The 16,402-nt window shown below is 67.2% G+C and carries 17 protein-coding genes; 10 read left to right on the plus strand and 7 right to left on the minus strand.

Annotation, left to right across the window (positions count from 1 at the left end):
• Positions 1 to 143: 143 nt before the first annotated feature.
• Positions 144 to 350 (minus strand): CsbD family protein, encoded by a 207-nt coding sequence (locus tag G5A46_RS01875; RefSeq protein WP_163846757.1) that lies wholly within the window; start codon positions 348 to 350, stop codon positions 144 to 146.
• Positions 351 to 547: 197 nt separating this feature from the next.
• The gene (locus tag G5A46_RS01880) at positions 548 to 1,309 is read right to left on the minus strand and encodes an NAD kinase (protein ID WP_163846759.1); all 762 of its coding nucleotides are present in this window, start codon (positions 1,307 to 1,309) and stop codon (positions 548 to 550) included.
• 207 nt (positions 1,310 to 1,516) lie between these two features.
• Between G5A46_RS01880 and glyA the strand changes: the two genes are divergently transcribed.
• The 4 genes from glyA to G5A46_RS01900 all read left to right on the plus strand — a co-directional run bounded on the left by glyA (position 1,517) and on the right by G5A46_RS01900 (position 5,443).
• Positions 1,517 to 2,800: a serine hydroxymethyltransferase gene (glyA, locus tag G5A46_RS01885; RefSeq protein WP_163846762.1), complete on the plus strand. Its 1,284-nt coding sequence runs from the start codon at positions 1,517 to 1,519 to the stop codon at positions 2,798 to 2,800.
• A gap of 190 nt (positions 2,801 to 2,990) precedes the next feature.
• On the plus strand, positions 2,991 to 3,929 hold the full coding sequence (locus G5A46_RS01890) for a bifunctional riboflavin kinase/FAD synthetase (protein ID WP_163846763.1): 939 nt from the start codon (positions 2,991 to 2,993) through the stop codon (positions 3,927 to 3,929).
• Entirely contained in the window at positions 3,926 to 4,399 is a 474-nt protein-coding gene (locus G5A46_RS01895; protein ID WP_163846765.1) for a YcgN family cysteine cluster protein, read from the plus strand. The genes G5A46_RS01890 and G5A46_RS01895 overlap by 4 nt, the downstream gene beginning before the upstream one ends.
• The gene (locus G5A46_RS01900; RefSeq protein WP_163846767.1) at positions 4,400 to 5,443 is read left to right on the plus strand and encodes a threonine aldolase family protein; all 1,044 of its coding nucleotides are present in this window, start codon (positions 4,400 to 4,402) and stop codon (positions 5,441 to 5,443) included.
• A gap of 56 nt (positions 5,444 to 5,499) precedes the next feature.
• Here G5A46_RS01900 and G5A46_RS01905 read toward each other — a convergent pair whose 3' ends face one another.
• Both G5A46_RS01905 and G5A46_RS01910 read right to left on the minus strand, forming a co-directional pair.
• On the minus strand, positions 5,500 to 6,312 hold the full coding sequence (locus G5A46_RS01905; RefSeq protein ID WP_163846770.1) for an alpha/beta fold hydrolase: 813 nt from the start codon (positions 6,310 to 6,312) through the stop codon (positions 5,500 to 5,502).
• Complete coding sequence (locus tag G5A46_RS01910) at positions 6,312 to 6,911, minus strand: 2-hydroxychromene-2-carboxylate isomerase (RefSeq protein ID WP_163846772.1); 600 nt, start codon at positions 6,909 to 6,911, stop codon at positions 6,312 to 6,314. Before G5A46_RS01910 ends, G5A46_RS01905 begins: the two co-directional genes overlap by 1 nt.
• Positions 6,912 to 7,015: 104 nt before the next feature.
• Here G5A46_RS01910 and G5A46_RS01915 point away from each other — a divergent pair, with 104 nt between their 5' ends.
• Positions 7,016 to 8,029, plus strand: coding sequence for a ribose-phosphate pyrophosphokinase (locus G5A46_RS01915; RefSeq protein WP_163846774.1), 1,014 nt, complete (start codon positions 7,016 to 7,018; stop codon positions 8,027 to 8,029).
• 88 nt (positions 8,030 to 8,117) lie between these two features.
• Here G5A46_RS01915 and G5A46_RS01920 read toward each other — a convergent pair whose 3' ends face one another.
• Positions 8,118 to 8,567 carry a nucleoside deaminase gene (locus G5A46_RS01920; RefSeq protein ID WP_163846776.1) on the minus strand — a complete coding sequence of 150 codons (450 nt, stop codon included), beginning with the start codon at positions 8,565 to 8,567 and terminating at the stop codon, positions 8,118 to 8,120.
• Between the two features lie 62 nt (positions 8,568 to 8,629).
• Between G5A46_RS01920 and G5A46_RS01925 the strand changes: the two genes are divergently transcribed.
• Both G5A46_RS01925 and G5A46_RS01930 read left to right on the plus strand, forming a co-directional pair.
• Positions 8,630 to 9,811, plus strand: coding sequence for a pseudouridine synthase (locus tag G5A46_RS01925; RefSeq protein ID WP_163846777.1), 1,182 nt, complete (start codon positions 8,630 to 8,632; stop codon positions 9,809 to 9,811).
• A gap of 75 nt (positions 9,812 to 9,886) precedes the next feature.
• Positions 9,887 to 10,678 (plus strand): enoyl-CoA hydratase-related protein, encoded by a 792-nt coding sequence (locus G5A46_RS01930; protein ID WP_163846779.1) that lies wholly within the window; start codon positions 9,887 to 9,889, stop codon positions 10,676 to 10,678.
• Positions 10,679 to 10,733: 55 nt separating this feature from the next.
• On the opposite strand, the gene G5A46_RS01935 is transcribed toward G5A46_RS01930, so the two are convergent.
• Complete coding sequence (locus G5A46_RS01935) at positions 10,734 to 11,480, minus strand: tyrosine-protein phosphatase (protein WP_163846781.1); 747 nt, start codon at positions 11,478 to 11,480, stop codon at positions 10,734 to 10,736.
• Between the two features lie 218 nt (positions 11,481 to 11,698).
• On the opposite strand from G5A46_RS01935, the gene G5A46_RS01940 reads away from it, so the two are divergent.
• Both G5A46_RS01940 and G5A46_RS01945 read left to right on the plus strand, forming a co-directional pair.
• A complete protein-coding gene (locus tag G5A46_RS01940) occupies positions 11,699 to 12,469 on the plus strand; it encodes a hypothetical protein (protein WP_163846784.1) in 771 nt (256 codons plus the stop codon).
• Positions 12,466 to 14,424, plus strand: coding sequence for a sulfotransferase (locus tag G5A46_RS01945; RefSeq protein ID WP_163846786.1), 1,959 nt, complete (start codon positions 12,466 to 12,468; stop codon positions 14,422 to 14,424). The genes G5A46_RS01940 and G5A46_RS01945 overlap by 4 nt, the downstream gene beginning before the upstream one ends.
• On the opposite strand, the gene G5A46_RS01950 is transcribed toward G5A46_RS01945, so the two are convergent.
• Positions 14,421 to 15,017: a helix-turn-helix transcriptional regulator gene (locus G5A46_RS01950; RefSeq protein ID WP_163846788.1), complete on the minus strand. Its 597-nt coding sequence runs from the start codon at positions 15,015 to 15,017 to the stop codon at positions 14,421 to 14,423. The genes G5A46_RS01945 and G5A46_RS01950 overlap by 4 nt on opposite strands.
• Positions 15,018 to 15,137: 120 nt before the next feature.
• Between G5A46_RS01950 and G5A46_RS01955 the strand changes: the two genes are divergently transcribed.
• Positions 15,138 to 16,334: a substrate-binding domain-containing protein gene (locus G5A46_RS01955; protein ID WP_163846790.1), complete on the plus strand. Its 1,197-nt coding sequence runs from the start codon at positions 15,138 to 15,140 to the stop codon at positions 16,332 to 16,334.
• Positions 16,335 to 16,402 lie beyond the last annotated feature (68 nt).

The following is a 16,402-nucleotide window of genomic DNA, read 5'->3' on the forward strand; positions in this document are numbered from 1 at the left end:
CAGGCTCAGGCTCAGGCTCAGGCTCAGGCTCAGAACGCCGGACACGAAACGGCCGCCGGAAGATATCCCTCCGGCGGCCGGAAATTGGACAGGCCGAATTGGACGGGCCGGGGGGCAGGATCATCCTGCCGCCGCCTATCCGTTCATTCAGCGGGCTGACGGGTCACGAAGGCGTCAACCTGACGCTCCGCCTCGTCCTTGGCAACGCCGTAGCGTTCCTGGATCTTGCCGACCAGTTGCTGGCGGTTGCCTTGGGCCTGATCCAGATCGTCATTGGTCAGCTTGCCCCATTCTTCCTGGACGTTGCCTTTGAACTGCTTCCAATTGCCTTCGATGCGGTCCCAATTCATGTGAGCCTCCTGTGATGATGGTGCGCGTCCTGCGCTTCATCCCCACAACGTGTTTGGGGCGGGCAGAGTTCCCCGACGCGGCCCCGATCTACAGGTCTTTCACGGCCCGTCGGCCGGACCCAGCCGATACAGACACAACGCATGTCCCGCAGCACAGGCCAGCCGCCCCTCCCCCCCGGCGAAAGCGACACCCGGCCTCAGACGAATTGCTCCCGGATCAAGCGTTCCTCAAGCCCGTGGCCGGGATCGAACAGGATGCGGTGAGAGACCTCCGGTTCCGACCGCACCTCCACCGAGGTGACGTTGCGCACCGACCGGTTGTCGGCATCGGCCATGACCGGGCGTTTCTCCGGCTCCAGCACATCGAACCGCACCGATGCCGTCTTGGGCAGCAGCGCCCCGCGCCAACGGCGGGGACGGAACGGCGCGATGGCGGTCAGGGCCAGCACGTCAGAGCCGATCGGCAGTATGGGCCCGTGAGCGGAGTAATTATAGGCGGTGGACCCGGCCGGGGTGGCGATCAGCGCCCCGTCGCAGACCAGCTCTTCCATCCGCAACTTGCCATCCACAGTGATCTTCAACTTGGCCGCCTGCGGGCCGGCACGCAGCAACGAGACCTCGTTGATGGCCAGCCCCGCGATGACGCGGCCATCGGCGCGGGTGGCGCGCATGGCCAGCGGGTTGATCACCTCTTCCTGGGCGAGGCCCAGCCGTTCGACCAGGCCGTCAGCATCATAGGCGTTCATCAGGAACCCCACGGTGCCCCGGTTCATGCCGTAGACGGGTGCCGGCAGGTGCTGGGTGCGGTGCAGCGTGGCCAGCATGAACCCGTCGCCGCCCAAGGCCACGATCACGTCGGCCTCCGCCTCGGGGACCGCGCCATAGCGGCGGGTCAGTTCTTCCCTGGCACCGTTGGCCAATTGGCCCCGGCTGGCCACGAAGGCAAGCTTTATGGTCATGGCACCCCCTCTTGCGGTTCCGGTCCGGCCAGGGGCCCCGGTTTCCAAAGCCCGACATTGCGTTCCGAAACAAGCACACCTGTCCGGCAAGGGCCAGCCCCGCGCCGATCCGCACCGCTTTCGCCCTGCGACGTGACGCTTTCGCCCCTTCCGCCCGCCGTGGCAAACGGATAGGACGCTGGCAACAGCTCAGTCAGGAGATTAGCCATGAAAACCGCCGGTTTCTTCAGTGCCCCGCTTTCGGAGCGGGATCCCGAAATCTTTGGATCCATCCGTGACGAACTGGGCCGCCAGCGCGACGAGATCGAGCTGATCGCCTCGGAGAACATCGTCAGCGCCGCCGTGCTGGAGGCTCAGGGCTCCATCATGACGAACAAATATGCCGAAGGGTATCCGGGCAAGCGGTATTACGGCGGCTGCCAGTTCGTCGATGTGGCCGAAACCCTGGCCATCGAACGGGCCAAGGAATTGTTCGGCGCCAACTTTGCCAACGTGCAGCCCAATTCCGGCAGCCAGATGAACCAGGCGGTGTTCCTGGCGCTGCTGCAACCGGGCGACACCTTCATGGGGCTGGACCTGAATTCCGGCGGCCACCTGACCCACGGCTCTCCGGTGAACATGTCGGGCAAATGGTTCAACGTCGTCTCCTACGGCGTGCGCCAGCAAGATGAACTGCTGGACATGGAGGAAGTCCGCGCCAAGGCGCTGGAGCACAAGCCCAAGCTGATCCTGGCGGGCGGCACCGCCTATTCCCGCGTCTGGGACTGGCAGGCCTTCCGCGAGATCGCGGACGAGGTCGGCGCCATCCTGATGGTGGACATGGCCCATATCGCGGGCCTGGTCGCGGGCGGGGTGCACCCCTCGCCGGTGGGGATCGCGGATGTGGTGACCTCCACCACCCACAAATCCCTGCGCGGTCCGCGTGGCGGCATCATCCTGACCAATGACGAGGCGATCGCCAAGAAGGTGAATTCCGCCGTCTTCCCCGGTCTTCAGGGTGGCCCGCTGATGCATGTGATCGCGGCCAAGGCCGTCGCCTTCCGCGAGGCGCTGCAACCGGAGTTCAAGGATTACGCCGCCCAGGTCGTAAAGAACGCCCAGGCCATGGCCGATCAGTTGATGAAAGGCGGTATCAACATCGTCTCCGGCGGCACCGACAACCACCTGTGCCTGGCAGACCTGCGGCCCAAGGGCGTGACCGGCAAGGCCGCGGAGGCGGCCCTGGGCCGGGCGCATATCACCTGCAACAAGAACGGTGTCCCCTTCGATCCCGAGAAACCCTTTGTCACCTCCGGCGTGCGGCTGGGCGCGCCCGCCGGTACCACCCGTGGCTTCGCCGAGGCGGAATTCCGCCAGATCGCCGATTGGATCGTCCAGGTCGTCGATGGCCTGGCCGCCAACGGCGAGGATGGGAACACCGAGGTCGAGGCCAAAGTCCGCGAGGAGGTTGCAACCCTCTGCGCACGCTTCCCCCTTTACCCCGAGATGTAAGGCGGCGCTGCCTGCCGGATGCCTGGATGCCGTCCCCGGATCGGGGGCGGCATTCTGCGTTTGCGGCCCGCGCAGGGTCCACGCGACGGCTGACTGGACGGCGCCCCGCAGGGCGCGACAGCTGCGGAACCGGGGTGGCCGCGCCGGGCGCCTCTTGCACCCGATCGCGCGCGCGTATACCGGTTTTTCCATGCGGATCGTGCGGGATTATCAATACACCACCGACAGCGATCGCGGCGCCTCTGCCGCGATTGGCAATTTCGATGGCGTCCACCTGGGCCACCAGACCGTGATCGACATCGCTCGAAGCGAGGCCACACGCCTGGACGCGCCCCTTGGCGTGCTGACGTTCGAACCCCATCCGCGCGAGGTCTTTGCCCCCGACGCCCCGCCCTTTCGCCTGACCGGCCCCGCCGCGCGGGCGCACCGGCTGGAAAAACTGGGCGTCGATGTCCTTTACGAGCTGAATTTCAACAAGGCGCTCGCCTCGCTCTCGCCCGAGGATTTCATCGACCGGGTGATCTGCGAGGGGCTGGGCCTGCGCCATGTCGTCGTCGGCGCGGATTTCCACTTCGGAAAGGGCCGGGCCGGCAACGTCGAGACGCTGCGCGCCCATGGCGCCGAACGCGGTTTTGGTGTGTCGGTGGCGGAGCTGCTGGCCGGCGATACGGGGGAGATTTCCTCCACCGCGATCCGCAAGGCGCTGGCCGAGGGACGCCCCCGCGACGCCGCCGCGATGCTGGGCCATTGGCACCGGATGGAGGGGCGCGTGGTGCGCGGCGACCAGCGTGGCCGCGACCTGGGCTATCCCACCGCGAACATGTCCATCGACGGGCTGCACCAACCGAAATTCGGCGTTTATGCCGTTCTGGCCGACGTGCTGGACGGGCCGCATCGGGGCAGCTACCAGGGTGCCGCTTCGCTGGGCCTGCGCCCGACCTTTGGCGGGACCGTACCGAACCTTGAAACCTATCTGTTTGATTTCAAGGGTGATCTCTATGGCAGCGAGATGTCCGTGGCGCTGATCGACTACCTGCGCCCGGAAGAGAAATTCGACAGCCTCGACGCGCTGATCGCCCGTATGGACGCGGATTGCACCCGCGCCCGGCAGATCCTGTCCGACGTATGACCGACGACCCCATCGACCGCAGCGGGTTGCGCCCGCGCTTCTGGGAAACCGTGCCGCTGAACCGCATGACGACGCCGGAATGGGAGGCGCTGTGCGACGGCTGCGGCAAATGCTGCCTGAACAAGCTGGAGGACGAGGACACCGGGGAGGTCGCCCTGACCCGCGTCGCCTGCCGTCTGCTGGACGACAGCACCTGCCGTTGCGCGAAATACCCCATCCGCCACCAATTCGTGCCGGAATGCATCTCGCTGACGCCTGCGACGCTGGACCAGCACATGTACTGGATGCCGCAGACCTGCGCCTATCGTCTGCTGTGGGAGGGGCGGCCGCTGTACCCCTGGCATCCGCTGATCACCGGCGATCCCGACAGCGTGCACCGGGCGGGCGTTTCCATGCAGAACCGCACCGTCCCGGAATTCGAGATCCACGAGGACGATTGGGAAGACCATATCATAGAGGAGCCGCTGTAGATGTTCTTTGCCTCGGATAACGCCGGCCCGGCACATCCCGCCATCCTGTCCGCGCTGGGCGCGGCCAACACCGGCTTTGCCTCCGGCTACGGGGCCGATCCGCTGACCATCGCCGTCACCCAGCAGCTGCGCGAGATTTTCGAAGCGCCCGAAGCATCGGTCCATCTGGTGGCGACGGGCACGGCGGCGAATGCGCTGGCGCTGGCCACGCTGGCCAATCCGTGGGACACGATTTTCTGCACCCCCGATGCGCATATCCAGCAGGACGAATGCAACGCGCCGGAATTCTTCGCCGGCGGAGCCAAGCTGACGCTGGTCGGCACCGGCGACAAACTGACCCCCGACACCCTGCGCACCGCCGTCGCGGCCGAGCAGAGCCGGGGCGTGCACGGCCCGCAACGCGGCCCGGTTGCGATCACGCAGGCGACGGAACGTGGCCGCATCTACAGCGTGGCCGAGATCACCGAACTGACCGCCGTGGCGCGCGAATTCGGCATCCCCGCCCATCTGGACGGGGCGCGGTTCGCCAATGCGCTGGTGGCTCTGAACTGCACCCCCGCCGACATGACCTGGCGCGCCGGCGTCGATGCCGTCAGCTTTGGCGGGACCAAGAACGGCTGCCTGGGGGTGGAGGCGGTGATCTTCTTCGACCCCGCCCGCGCCTGGGAATTCGAACTGCGGCGCAAACGCGGGGCGCATCTTTTCTCCAAGCATCGATTCCTGGCGGCGCAGATGCAGGCCTACCTGACCGACGGGCTTTGGCTGGACCTGGCGCGGCGCGCCAACGCCTCCATGGCGCGGCTCGCCGACGGGCTGCGCGGCATCGAGGGGGTGCGCTTTACCGCCGAACCGCAGGCCAACATGCTGTTCCCCGAAATCCCTCGCCATATGCATGATCGCCTGCAAGCGGCCGGCGCGGTCTATTACCTGTGGGACGGGGCGGAGACCGGCGCGCCGGAGGATCGCCTGACCCTGCGGCTGGTGACCGACTGGTCCCTGCCCGAAGCGGAGATCGACCGCTTCCTGTCGCTGGCCCGAGGGTGAGGTCCGCGTAGCCCCGCCCAGGGCAGGGTCGCCCGGCATCGGCCCACCCTTCGGCCCTATGGTTGGTCCAGAAACCCGCGTATCGACGCCGCCACCGGGACGGGATGGGTGATCGGCGCCATATGCGCCGCACCCGCGATCACCACCCGGCGGCTGTCGGGGATACGGCGATCCAGACCCTCGTGAATCCTGGTGATATGGGGCGGGCTTTCGGCGCCTTCGATCAGCAGGGTCGGCACCGGCATCGCGGCGATCAGGCCCCGCGCCAGGATCCCCTCCGGATCGCCGTTGTTGGAGACCTGCACCGCTGCGATCAGCGGCATCCGGCTGATCAGGGCATCGCGCTGATGCGGCTCCATCGCGGCCCAGTCGCGACCATCGCCCCAATCGGCGTGAAAGGCGCGGGCGGCTTCCTCCATCCGGCCATCGGCCAACAATCGGTTGAACTCCCCGTCAGGATCGACAGAGGCCGTGCCATCGGCCAGCGCAACACCAAAGAAAACCGCCTCGATCAGAGTGAGAGACGCAATCCGCCCCCGCGTTTCCCGCGCTGCCAGCCGCAGCGCGGCGGTGGCGCCAAAGGAATGGCCGATCAGGTGCACCGGACCGCGCGCCGACATCGCGTCCAGGAAATCGTCACCCACGTCGCAGACGACATCCTGGTACATCGTCGCGCCGTCCCAATCGCCGCTTTTTCCATGGCCCGGCAGATCGAACGCCTGCATCGCCAGCCGGTCATCCAGCGCCGCCGCGACGCCCTTCCAGGCGCCGGAATGAGCCAGCGAGCAATGGATCAGCAATGCGGGATCGGCACCCCGCCCCATCTCGCGCCAATGGATCGGGACGCCCCCGCGCATGTCGTCGGGCATTACAGGTCGCCTGCCAGGAACGCGTCCAGATCGTCCAGCCGGTCCTGCCCCCAGAACCGTTCCGCCCCGTCGACGATATAGAAGGGCGACCCGAAGACACCGTTCGTGATCGCCGCCTCGGTATTGCGCTCGTAGATCTGGGCACCCGTCAGCAACCCGCTGTCGGCCAACCCGGCATCGAACCCGGCCGCGCGCAGGCAATCGCGGATCACGTCGTCCTGCGCCACGTCGCGTTCCTGCGCCCAGCAGGCCCCCAGGATACTCTGCACGAGCGTGCCGACATCGCCGCCGCCCGCTGCCTGCGCGGCGATGATGGCATAGGAGGACGGCGCCGGGTTGGTCGGGAAATGCGCCGGATGGGTGGTCAGTGGCAGCCCGGTCTTGACCTGCGCGCGCCGCAGCTCCTGGAGGCGGTAATCCTGGCGGGCCGCGGGACGCTCGCCCAGCGGCAGCCCCCCGGTGGCGGAAAAGACGCGGCCCAGATCGACGGGCTTGTAAGTGACCGTGGCTGAATGCCGCGCCGCGATCTCCTCCAGCCGGGTACCGGCAAGGTAGGCCCAGGGAGAGATTGTCACAAAATAATAATCGATATGGGGCATGGTCGGCGAATTTCCTGCTGTCGTCGGTTTGGCAAGACCGTAGCCGGGTGCTAAGCGGGGATCAACGTCACGAATCTGTCATCCGCGGACCGGAGCGCCCTCCCATGAACATCATCGAGCCCAAGCTCATCGCGGGGAATTCAAACCTTCCCCTCGCAAAGTCCATTGCACGGCGTATGTCCATGCATCGTGGCGTCAATGTCGGCCTGGTAGACGCCAGGGTCGAACGTTTCAACGACGGCGAAATCTTCGTCGAAGTGTTCGAGAATGTCCGCGGTGAGGACATGTTCATCATCCAGAGCACGTCGAACCCCGCCAATGACAACCTGATGGAACTGCTGATCATGACCGACGCGCTGCGCCGGTCCTCCGCCCAGCGGATCACGGCGGTGGTGCCCTATTTCGGCTATGCCCGCCAGGACCGCCGGACCAAGGCGCGGACCCCGATCAGCGCCAAGCTGGTGGCCAACATGATGGTCGAAGCCGGAATCGAACGGGTGCTGACCATGGATCTGCATGCCGCGCAAATCCAGGGGTTCTTCGATATTCCGGTCGACAACCTCTATGCCTCGCCGATCTTTGCGCTCGACATCAAGGAGGGGTTCAAGGACCGGCTGAAGGACATCATGGTCGTCTCCCCCGATGTCGGCGGCGTGGCCCGTGCCCGCGAACTGGCGAAACGGATCAACGCGCCCTTGTCCATCGTCGACAAGCGTCGGGAAAAGCCCGGCGAAATCGCCGAGATGACCGTGATCGGCGATGTGAAGGACAAGATCTGCATCATCGTGGACGACATGTGCGACACCGCCGGCACGCTGTGCAAGGCCGCGGAACTGCTGATGGATTACGGCGCTCAGGAGGTGCATTCCTACATTTCCCACGGCGTGCTGTCCGGCCCGGCCGTGGAACGGATCACCAATTCGGTGATGGGTTCACTGGTGATCACCGATTCGATCTCGCCCAGCCAGCCGGTGCAGGATTGCGAGAAGATCCGCGTGCTGCCCACCGCACCGATCTTCGCACAGGCCATCCTGAACATCTGGAACGGCACCTCCGTCTCCTCCCTTTTCGAGACGGAGACGCTGGAACCCGTTTACGAAGGCTACTTCCGCAGCTGACATTGGCCGGGCGCGCGCCCTTGCCCGGACAACGCCTGCGCTGCCGATGCCCTGCCTGCCCCGCTTCGTCCGCGATCAGCGGGGCGCGCTACCGGCGGGCGGCGAAGAAGTCGCGCAGCAGGGCGGCGCATTCGGCCTCCGCGATGCCATCCACGACTTCGGGGACGTGATGCGATTGCGGATGGCTGAACACCCGCGCCCCATGTGCCACGCCGCCCGATTTCGGGTCCGACGCCCCGTAACAGACCCGCGCGATCCGGGCCGCTGCGATCACCGCCGCGCACATGGCACAAGGTTCCAGCGTCACGTATAGCACATGATCCGGCAGCCGTTCCGCCCCGGTCGCGGCGCAGGCGGTGCGGATCACCAGCATCTCGGCATGGGCCGAGGGGTCGGACAATTCCCGCGTCCGGTTCCCCGCCCGCGCCACCACCCGCCCCCCCGGATCGACCAGCACGGCACCCACCGGGACCTCGCCACGGGCGGCGGCCGCGCGGGCTTCCTCCAGCGCCAGGGACATATGCGAGACAAAGGTCATTCCCCTTCCCTGCCCCGCGATCGCCGCTTCCGCAAGGGGCGCGGACGTTGTATGCGAGAGGGATGAGCCGCACCCCTTCCCGCCCGCCGAAACCCGCCGCCGATGTCACACCCGCAGCCGCCACCCGCCCCGGGGAGCGGATCGCCAAGGTGCTGGCCCGTGCCGGCGTCGCCTCTCGTCGCGAGGCGGAAAAGATGATCGAGGCGGGGCGGATCAGCGTCAACGGCACCATCATCGACCGCGCCGCCCTGAACGTCACCGATCGCGATCGCGTCGCCGTGGATGGCCGCCCGATCGACGCGCCCGAACCGGCGCGGCTGTGGCTCTATCACAAACCCACCGGGCTGGTGACCACCACGAAGGACGAACAGGGCCGCCCGACGATCTACGACGACCTGCCGGAGGACCTGCCCCGCGTCATGTCCGTGGGCCGGCTGGATCTGAATTCCGAAGGACTGCTGCTGCTGACCAACGATGGCGGCGTGAAACGCAAGATGGAGCTGCCGTCAACGGGCTGGATGCGCAAGTACCGCGTCCGGGTCAAGGGCAGCCCGACCGACACGATGCTGGAACCCTTGCGCCAGGGCGTGGTGATCGACCGCGAATCGTTTCAACCGATGCTTGTGACCCTCGACCGCCAGCAAGGGGCCAACGCCTGGCTGACCGTCGGCCTGCGCGAGGGGCGCAACCGGGAGATCCGCCGCGCGATGGAACATGTCGGCCTCAGCGTGAACCGGTTGATCCGCATTTCCTACGGCCCGTTCCAGCTGGGCCAGCTGAAGCCCGGCGCGGTAGAGGAGGTCCGCCCCCGCGTGCTACGCGATCAACTGGGAGAAGAGACCCCACCCGAAGATAGCCCGCCCCCGCGCAAACGCCTGCCGCGCAAGGCCAGCCGTGCCGGGAAACCCGGCGCCGTTCCCATGGCCAGCGGCAAGGGCGGCGCCCGCAACAAGCCCGCCCCCGGCAAGGGGCCTGGCAAGGGGCAGGGTCAGCGCGCGGAAACGGAGGACACAGGCCGGCCCGGCGGCAAGGTCTTCGGCGCACGCCGGTTCTCCAGCGGGACGAAGGGCATCGATAGCGCCGCCAAGGGCCCCGGTGGCCGCCCGGATCGCGGTGAACGCGCCGACCGGCCCGACGGGCCGGGCAAGGAGGGGACGGGCATTCGCCGCCCCGGCGGATCGGGGGCCAGGCCACGCGGACCGGGTGGCAAGCCACGCGTGACGCGACGTAACCGCGACTCCTGACGCAGAGGGCCGGCGCATCGCTGGCCCCCCGCCGCTGCCGCACCTACCTTGCGCGCGACAGACAGGGAGGCCCTCATGAAATTTGTCGAGACCGAAACCCGTGGCGCGCTGCGCCTCATCACCCTTTCCCGGCCGGAAGCGAAGAACGCGCTGAACGCCGACCTCTGCGCTCAGCTGCTGGACGCGCTGAACGACGCCGCCGCCGATCCAGCCGTGCGGGCCGTGGTGCTGACCGGCGCCGACGGCACCTTCTGCGTCGGTGGCGACGTCAAGGCGTTCAACGCCGGTGACTGGCGCAACGTCCCCGCAGAGGACCGGCAGGCCCAGCTGCGCGGCCGGATGGAGCTGTCCCGCGTCATCCACGAGATGGAAAAGCCGGTCGTTGCCGCGATCGAGGGCGCCGCCGCCGGTGCCGGGCTGTCCATCGCGCTGGCCTGCGATTTCCGCGTCTGCGCCGCTACGGCCAAGATCACCACCGCCTTTGCCAAGGTCGGGCTGTCGGGCGATTTCGGCGGCACCTGGTTCATGACCCAACTGATCGGCGCCGCCCTGGCCCGGGAGCTGTACCTGTTCTCCCCGATCCTGTCGGGGAAGGAGGCCGATGCCATCGGCCTGATGACCCAGTCGGTGGATGACGGCACCGCGCTGGAACATGCGCTGGAGATGGCCGAACAGCTGTCGCGCGGGCCGACGCTGGCCTATGGCCGGATGAAGTCGAACCTGAACGCCGCCGCCAATGGCGCAACCCTGGCGGAGGTGATGGATCTGGAGGCCGCGAACCACACCGCATCCACCGGCACCGCAGATCACAAGGAAGCCGCCGCCGCCTTTGTCGAGAAACGGCGCCCGAACTTCACCGGCAGCTAGGCAGGCGGGCCGACCTCCGGCGCGGGGCGACCGTTGCCGGCCCGCGCCGGACAGGTCAGCCGCCCAGCATCTCCCGCAGGCGGACGCGTTCGGCACGGTCCAGGCCGATCGTCTCCAGGTAGGTCGCCGCCCCGCCGTGCTGTGTGTCCAGGTGATCCAGCGTCCGCTCCATCGTCGCGGGGTCGGAGGACAGGATGCGGGCCGTGCGCTCAGGCGAATTCCCCCGCCCTTCGATATGGGTGCGCAGCACCTCCATCAACGAGGCGCCGAGTGTCGAGGTCAGGGCGTATTCGGCGATCACGTCCTGACGCGCTACCCCCGCGTTCTCCAGCAGAAGCGCGGCGGTCAACCCGGTGCGATCCTTGCCCGCTGTACAGTGAAAATAGGCGATACCGTCGTCCTCCACCTCGGCGATGGCGCGCAGGGTACGGGCGATATTGGCCCCGCAATCGTCCAGCGCCATGCGATAGCGTGCGCCGATGTCGAATTCGTCCGCATGAGCGCGCGGCAGGTGGTCGATCGGGGCCAGCCCGTCGAACAGCGGGATGTTCAGGTAGGTCACACCCGCCACATCGGCCAGCGGATTGGGCGCGGCGTCGATTTCCGTGTCGCGGCGCAGGTCGATGATACGGCGCAGCCCGCGCGCGCGCGCGGCGTCCAGATCCTCCGCCGACAGATCCTGCAAGGCATCGCCGCGCCAGATCGCATCGGCCCGGGTGACCCCGCCGACGGACAGGGGATGGCCGCCCAGGCAGCGCATGTTGTGGGCCCCGGCATAGGGCAGGCGGGTGATCTCGGGCATGGGTCTGGTCCTCCGGTGGGTTGGCGCAACCTCCCCCCTGCGGATCGGGATGGCAAGGGGCAGGCGCCGGCCGCCGGGGGCCAAACCCTGTGCAGCGCGTGAATTTTTCATGACACGCCCGGCGCGCAACCGGCATCGGTGCCTGCCGAAATCCTTGCGCCATGCAGCGCCAGCGCGTACCGGAGAACAGGGGTGTGATCAGGCGGAGGGCCAGGGCAATGCAGATCGGGATCAGCCATCAGCGGGGGCCGACGGATCCGGGCCGGGGGCCGGTGCGCGTGGGCTGGTTTCTGAACAAGACTGAGGCCCCGGTGATCTACGATCCGCCGCGCCGGGTGAATTCCCGCGACGCCCGGCGCGATCACGCGAAATCCGCCGCCCGCTGCCCCGCCGTCCTGAACCTGGAAACCCGCTACTTCGAGGTGCCCTGCCCCTATGACCTGAACCTTGGCTTTGCCCGCGACGCCGCGGGCAAGCCGATGTTGCGCAACCTCTCGGGCGGTCAAAGCAGCGTGCGCGGCTCCAAGCTGGGGCAGAAGATCCACGTGGTGCGCGAGGCCGAATGGCGCTATCCCGACCGGCCGACGATCCAGATGGGCCTGCCCTATGTCTTCATCGCGGACGAGCCCGTCTATCTGTCGCAGCTGGACGCCTACATGCATTACAGCCGCACGCCGCGCCCCGGCACGATCTTTGGCGGGCGCTACCCGATCGACCTGTGGCCGCGTCCGCTGATGTGGGCGTTCGAATGGCACGATATCGACACGCCGCTGGTGATCCGCCGGGGGGAGCCGCTGTTCTATTGCCAGTTCGAGGCCGACGGCCCCGACCGCGCCGTCCAGCTGGTGGAGGCCGAGAAGACGCCCGAGCTGGAAACCTATCTGGATCATATCAGCGGGGCGGTGAACTATGTCAGCCAGACCTTCTCCCTGTTCGACGCCGCAGCGCGGGTAAGACCGGATAAGCTTCTGAAAGTACGAGAAAAATGACGGAAGACGCCACGCCGGAAGAGCGTCTGAACCGCGCCCGCGCGGCCTTTGGCGAGGGGCGGATATCGGCCGCGTGGGAGGCGATCGCCCCGCTGCGGTCCGGGCGCGATGGCCTGCCCCCTGCTCAGGCGCGGGAGCTGGATTACCTGGTCCTGGGCTGCGCCGTCTACCACACCGGCGACCTGAATGCCGCGCGTGTTCTGAACGCCCGGCTCAGCGCGGATCAGTGGCGCCCGATGCGCTATCGGCTCAGCCTGCGGCTGCGCGATCCGGCCACGGCAAAGCGGCTGCGCAGCCATCCCGCCGTCACCCCGCAGGAGGCCGAGGACTTCCGCACCTCCGCCGGGCTGCACGAGATCTGGGCAAATCGCTACGGTCTCGGCTTCCCCCTCTATGCGCGCAGGTTTGCCGCGATCAACTTCCCCAAGGTTCTGCCGGGATCGCTGGACCACGCCCCCCTGACCGACGATCCGACCCGCGACGTGGATCTGATCGTACTGGAACAGGGGCTGGGGGACGTGCTGTTCCACATGGCCCATATCAAGGCCGAGGGGCACCATGCGCGCAGCACCTTTACCGGGCTGGCGAAATACGCGCCGCTGGTCGGGCGGTTCTTCCCGGAGGCGACATTCCTGCCGCTGGAGAAGCTCTCCGAAGGGCCGCGCCGGTCTGCGCATCTGTCGGCGGATTTCGTCGCGCGGGGCTATCGCCGTCTGGGCAGCCTGTCGCCCGGCATCACGCTGGCCCAACCGCTGCGGCTGGCGCTGGACAGCCCCGTGATCGGCATCTGCTGGCGCGGCGGATCAGGGCAGAACCGGCGGGAGGAACGGCATATCCCGTTGCGCTGGCTGCTGGATATGCTGCCGATGGAGGGGCGCTACCTGGCGCTGCAATTCGACCTGACGGAGGAAGAGCGCGCGATCCTGCACGCCGATCCACGCTGCATGGTGCCGGTGGCGGACCTGACCGCCAATTCCCTGGCCACGCTGGACATGCTGCGCCGCCTGGCGGGGGTGATCTCGGTGGACAGCGCGAATTGGCACATGGCCGGGTTCTCCGGTGTGCCGCTTCTGGCGGTGATGAACCGCACGGCGCATTGGTTCTGGGGCGCCGGGGCCCGCGCCGAAAGCGTGTTTGCCTCGGCCCGCACGGTGTCCAAGGACGGGCTGGATGCCGATGTCCTGGCCCGGTGGCTGCCCGAGGCGCAGGCACAATGGCGCGCGCGGCCTGTCACACCCCTGCCTTGCCCGCCGGTGTCGCGCGGAGTGCCGCGGGTCGCGGCGCCGCTGCGGCCGGTTTTCATCGCCGGGTTGCCGCGCTCTGGCACTTCCATGGTGACGCGGGCGCTGAACCGCTGTGGCCTGTGGGTGGGGGAGACGGTGGCCGGCAATGCCGACAACCCGCAGGGCTATTACGAAAACCGCGCCATACGCGACCGTATCGTAAAGCCGCTGCTGAAATCCATGGGCGCCGATCCGCTGGGCGTCAGCCCCCTGCCCCGCTGGGAAACCCTGCCCCCGGCGCCTGCCCTGGCCGCCACGCTGCTTCGTGCGATCCGTGCGCAGGGCTATGACGGGCGGGCGGTCTGGGGGTTCAAGGATCCCAAGATCACGCTGCTTTGGCCCCTGTTCGCCGAGGCCTTCCCCCAGGCCACATGGGTGATCGTGCACCGCGACCGGGCGGCGGTTCTACGGTCCCTCACCCGCGCCAGCTTCATGAAACGGCATTCCACCTCGGAAGAGTTCTGGGTGCCCTTCTGCAACGCCTATGCCCACCGGCTGCACCGGCTGCGCGACAGCGGGCTGCGCGTGGTGGAGGTGGAGGCGGACGCGGTGATGGCCGGCGATCTGGACCCGCTGGCCGCCGTCTGCGCCGCCACCGGGCTGGACTGGGACGCCGGGGCCGTGCGCCGGGCGCTGGCCCGCGACGGCAATGACGGCAATGACGGCGCCTAACGCGCGGGCACCACGTTGTCGGTGTCCAGCCCCGACAGCGCCTGCAACAGGGCCGAGGTGTTGGAGACGCCGAATTTCTTCAGCAGCTTGGTGCGGTAGACCTCGATCGTGCGATAGGACAGATCCAGCTGCAAGGCGATCTCCTTGGAGGTCAGGCCATCGGCCAGGAACGACACGATCTCCCGCTCCCGCCGGGTCATGGGGGTGTAGGGGCGCAACTCCGACAGGTCGGCAAAGCTCCAGACCGCGCGGGCCAGCGGCGTGTCGGGGGTAAAGGAATGGCCCCGCACCCGGCACCAGAACAGCGTGCCGTCGCGCCGCGCCATCACGCGTTCGTCCCAGTAGCGGTTGTCCTCCTGCAACTGGCGCACACCGCGATCGCGGATGTTCACGAATTCCTCGTTGCTGGCGTAAAGAAGGTTGAACAGCTGGTCGCGCAGCTCCTCCCGGCGGTAGCCGAACATCTGCGCGAAAGCCAGGTTGCAATCCCGGATCACGCGGTTCTCCGTCACCACCAGACCCACCGGCGCGTGCAGAAAAGCCAGCTCCTCGAACTGGCCGGTATCGAAACATGCCGCGATACGTAGTTCCACAATCTTGCCCGTCTGCCCGGTGTCTGTGACGATCTCCGCGTCACAAGCTATCCCCGCAGACAGACCCGCGCAACCGGCGCCGGGCCCGGCGGGTGCATGGCGGAAACGGGAGGACAACCAATGAAACCGCTCTTCAAGGCCTTCGGCACGGCCGTGGCCGTGCTGGCCATGTCCGGTGCTGCCTGGGCACAGGATCCGATCAAGATCGCGCTGATCCACGGCATGTCCGGCAGCGCGTTCGAAGCCTTTTCCAAGCAATCCCAGACCGGGTTCGAACTGGGGCTGGAATATGCCACCGACGGCACGATGGAAATCAACGGCCGCCCCATCGAGATCATCAAGAAGGACACCCAGTTCAAACCTGACGTGGCACGGGCCGCGCTGGCCGAGGCCTATGGCGATGACGAGGTTCTGCTGGCCGTAGGCGCGACCTCTTCGGGCGTGACAAAGGGGATGCTGCCCATCGCCGAGGAATACGAGAAGCTGCTGATCGTCGAGCCGGCCGTGGCCGACAGCCTGACCGGGCCTGACAGCAACCGCTATGTCTTCAAAACCTCGCGCAATTCCTCGATGGACATGCAGGCGCAGGCGCTTGCCCTGCAACCGGACGAGAACCTTTACGTCGCCACCCTGGCAGAGGATTACGCCTTTGGCCGCGACGGGATCGCGGCGTTCAAATCCGCGCTGGACGGATCGGGCGCCACCCTGGTGACCGAGGAATACGTGCCCCAGGGCACCGCCGATTACACCGCCGTGGCCGAACGCATGTTCAACGCGCTCAAGGACAAGGACGGCCGCAAGGTCATCATGATCTACGTCGCCGGGTCCGGTGACCCGATGGGCAAGATCTCCTCGATGGAACCGGATCGCTTCGGCATCGAGATCTCCACCGGCGGTCATATCCTGCCCGTCCTGCCGACCTACAAGCGGGTGCCGGGCATGGAAGGCGCGATCTACTACTATTACGAAAGCCCGCAGAACGAGGTGAACGACTGGTTGGTGAAAACCCATCAGGAGCGGTTCGACAGCCCGCCCGATTTCTTCACCGCAGGTGGCATGGCCGCCGCGATGGCCGTGGCCAAGGCCCTGAAGACCGCACCGGATTACGACACGGAGACCCTGATCGAGACGATGGAAGGCATGTCCTGGGAAACGCCCAAGGGCACCATGACCTTCCGCCCCGAAGATCATCAGGCGCTGCAATCCATGTACCACTTCAAGATCAAGGTGGATGATGCCGTCGAATGGGCCATCCCCGAGCTGGTGCGCGAGATCAAGCCCGAAGAGATGAACATCCCGCTGGGCCGCGAGAACTGATCGCGCCGCGATCGTCCCATGCATCGGGCACGGCGGCCGGCCTTCGCGCCGCCGTGTCCCCCCATCCT

The organism is Pseudooceanicola aestuarii, assembly GCF_010614805.1.
Taxonomy (GTDB): domain Bacteria; phylum Pseudomonadota; class Alphaproteobacteria; order Rhodobacterales; family Rhodobacteraceae; genus Pseudooceanicola; species Pseudooceanicola aestuarii.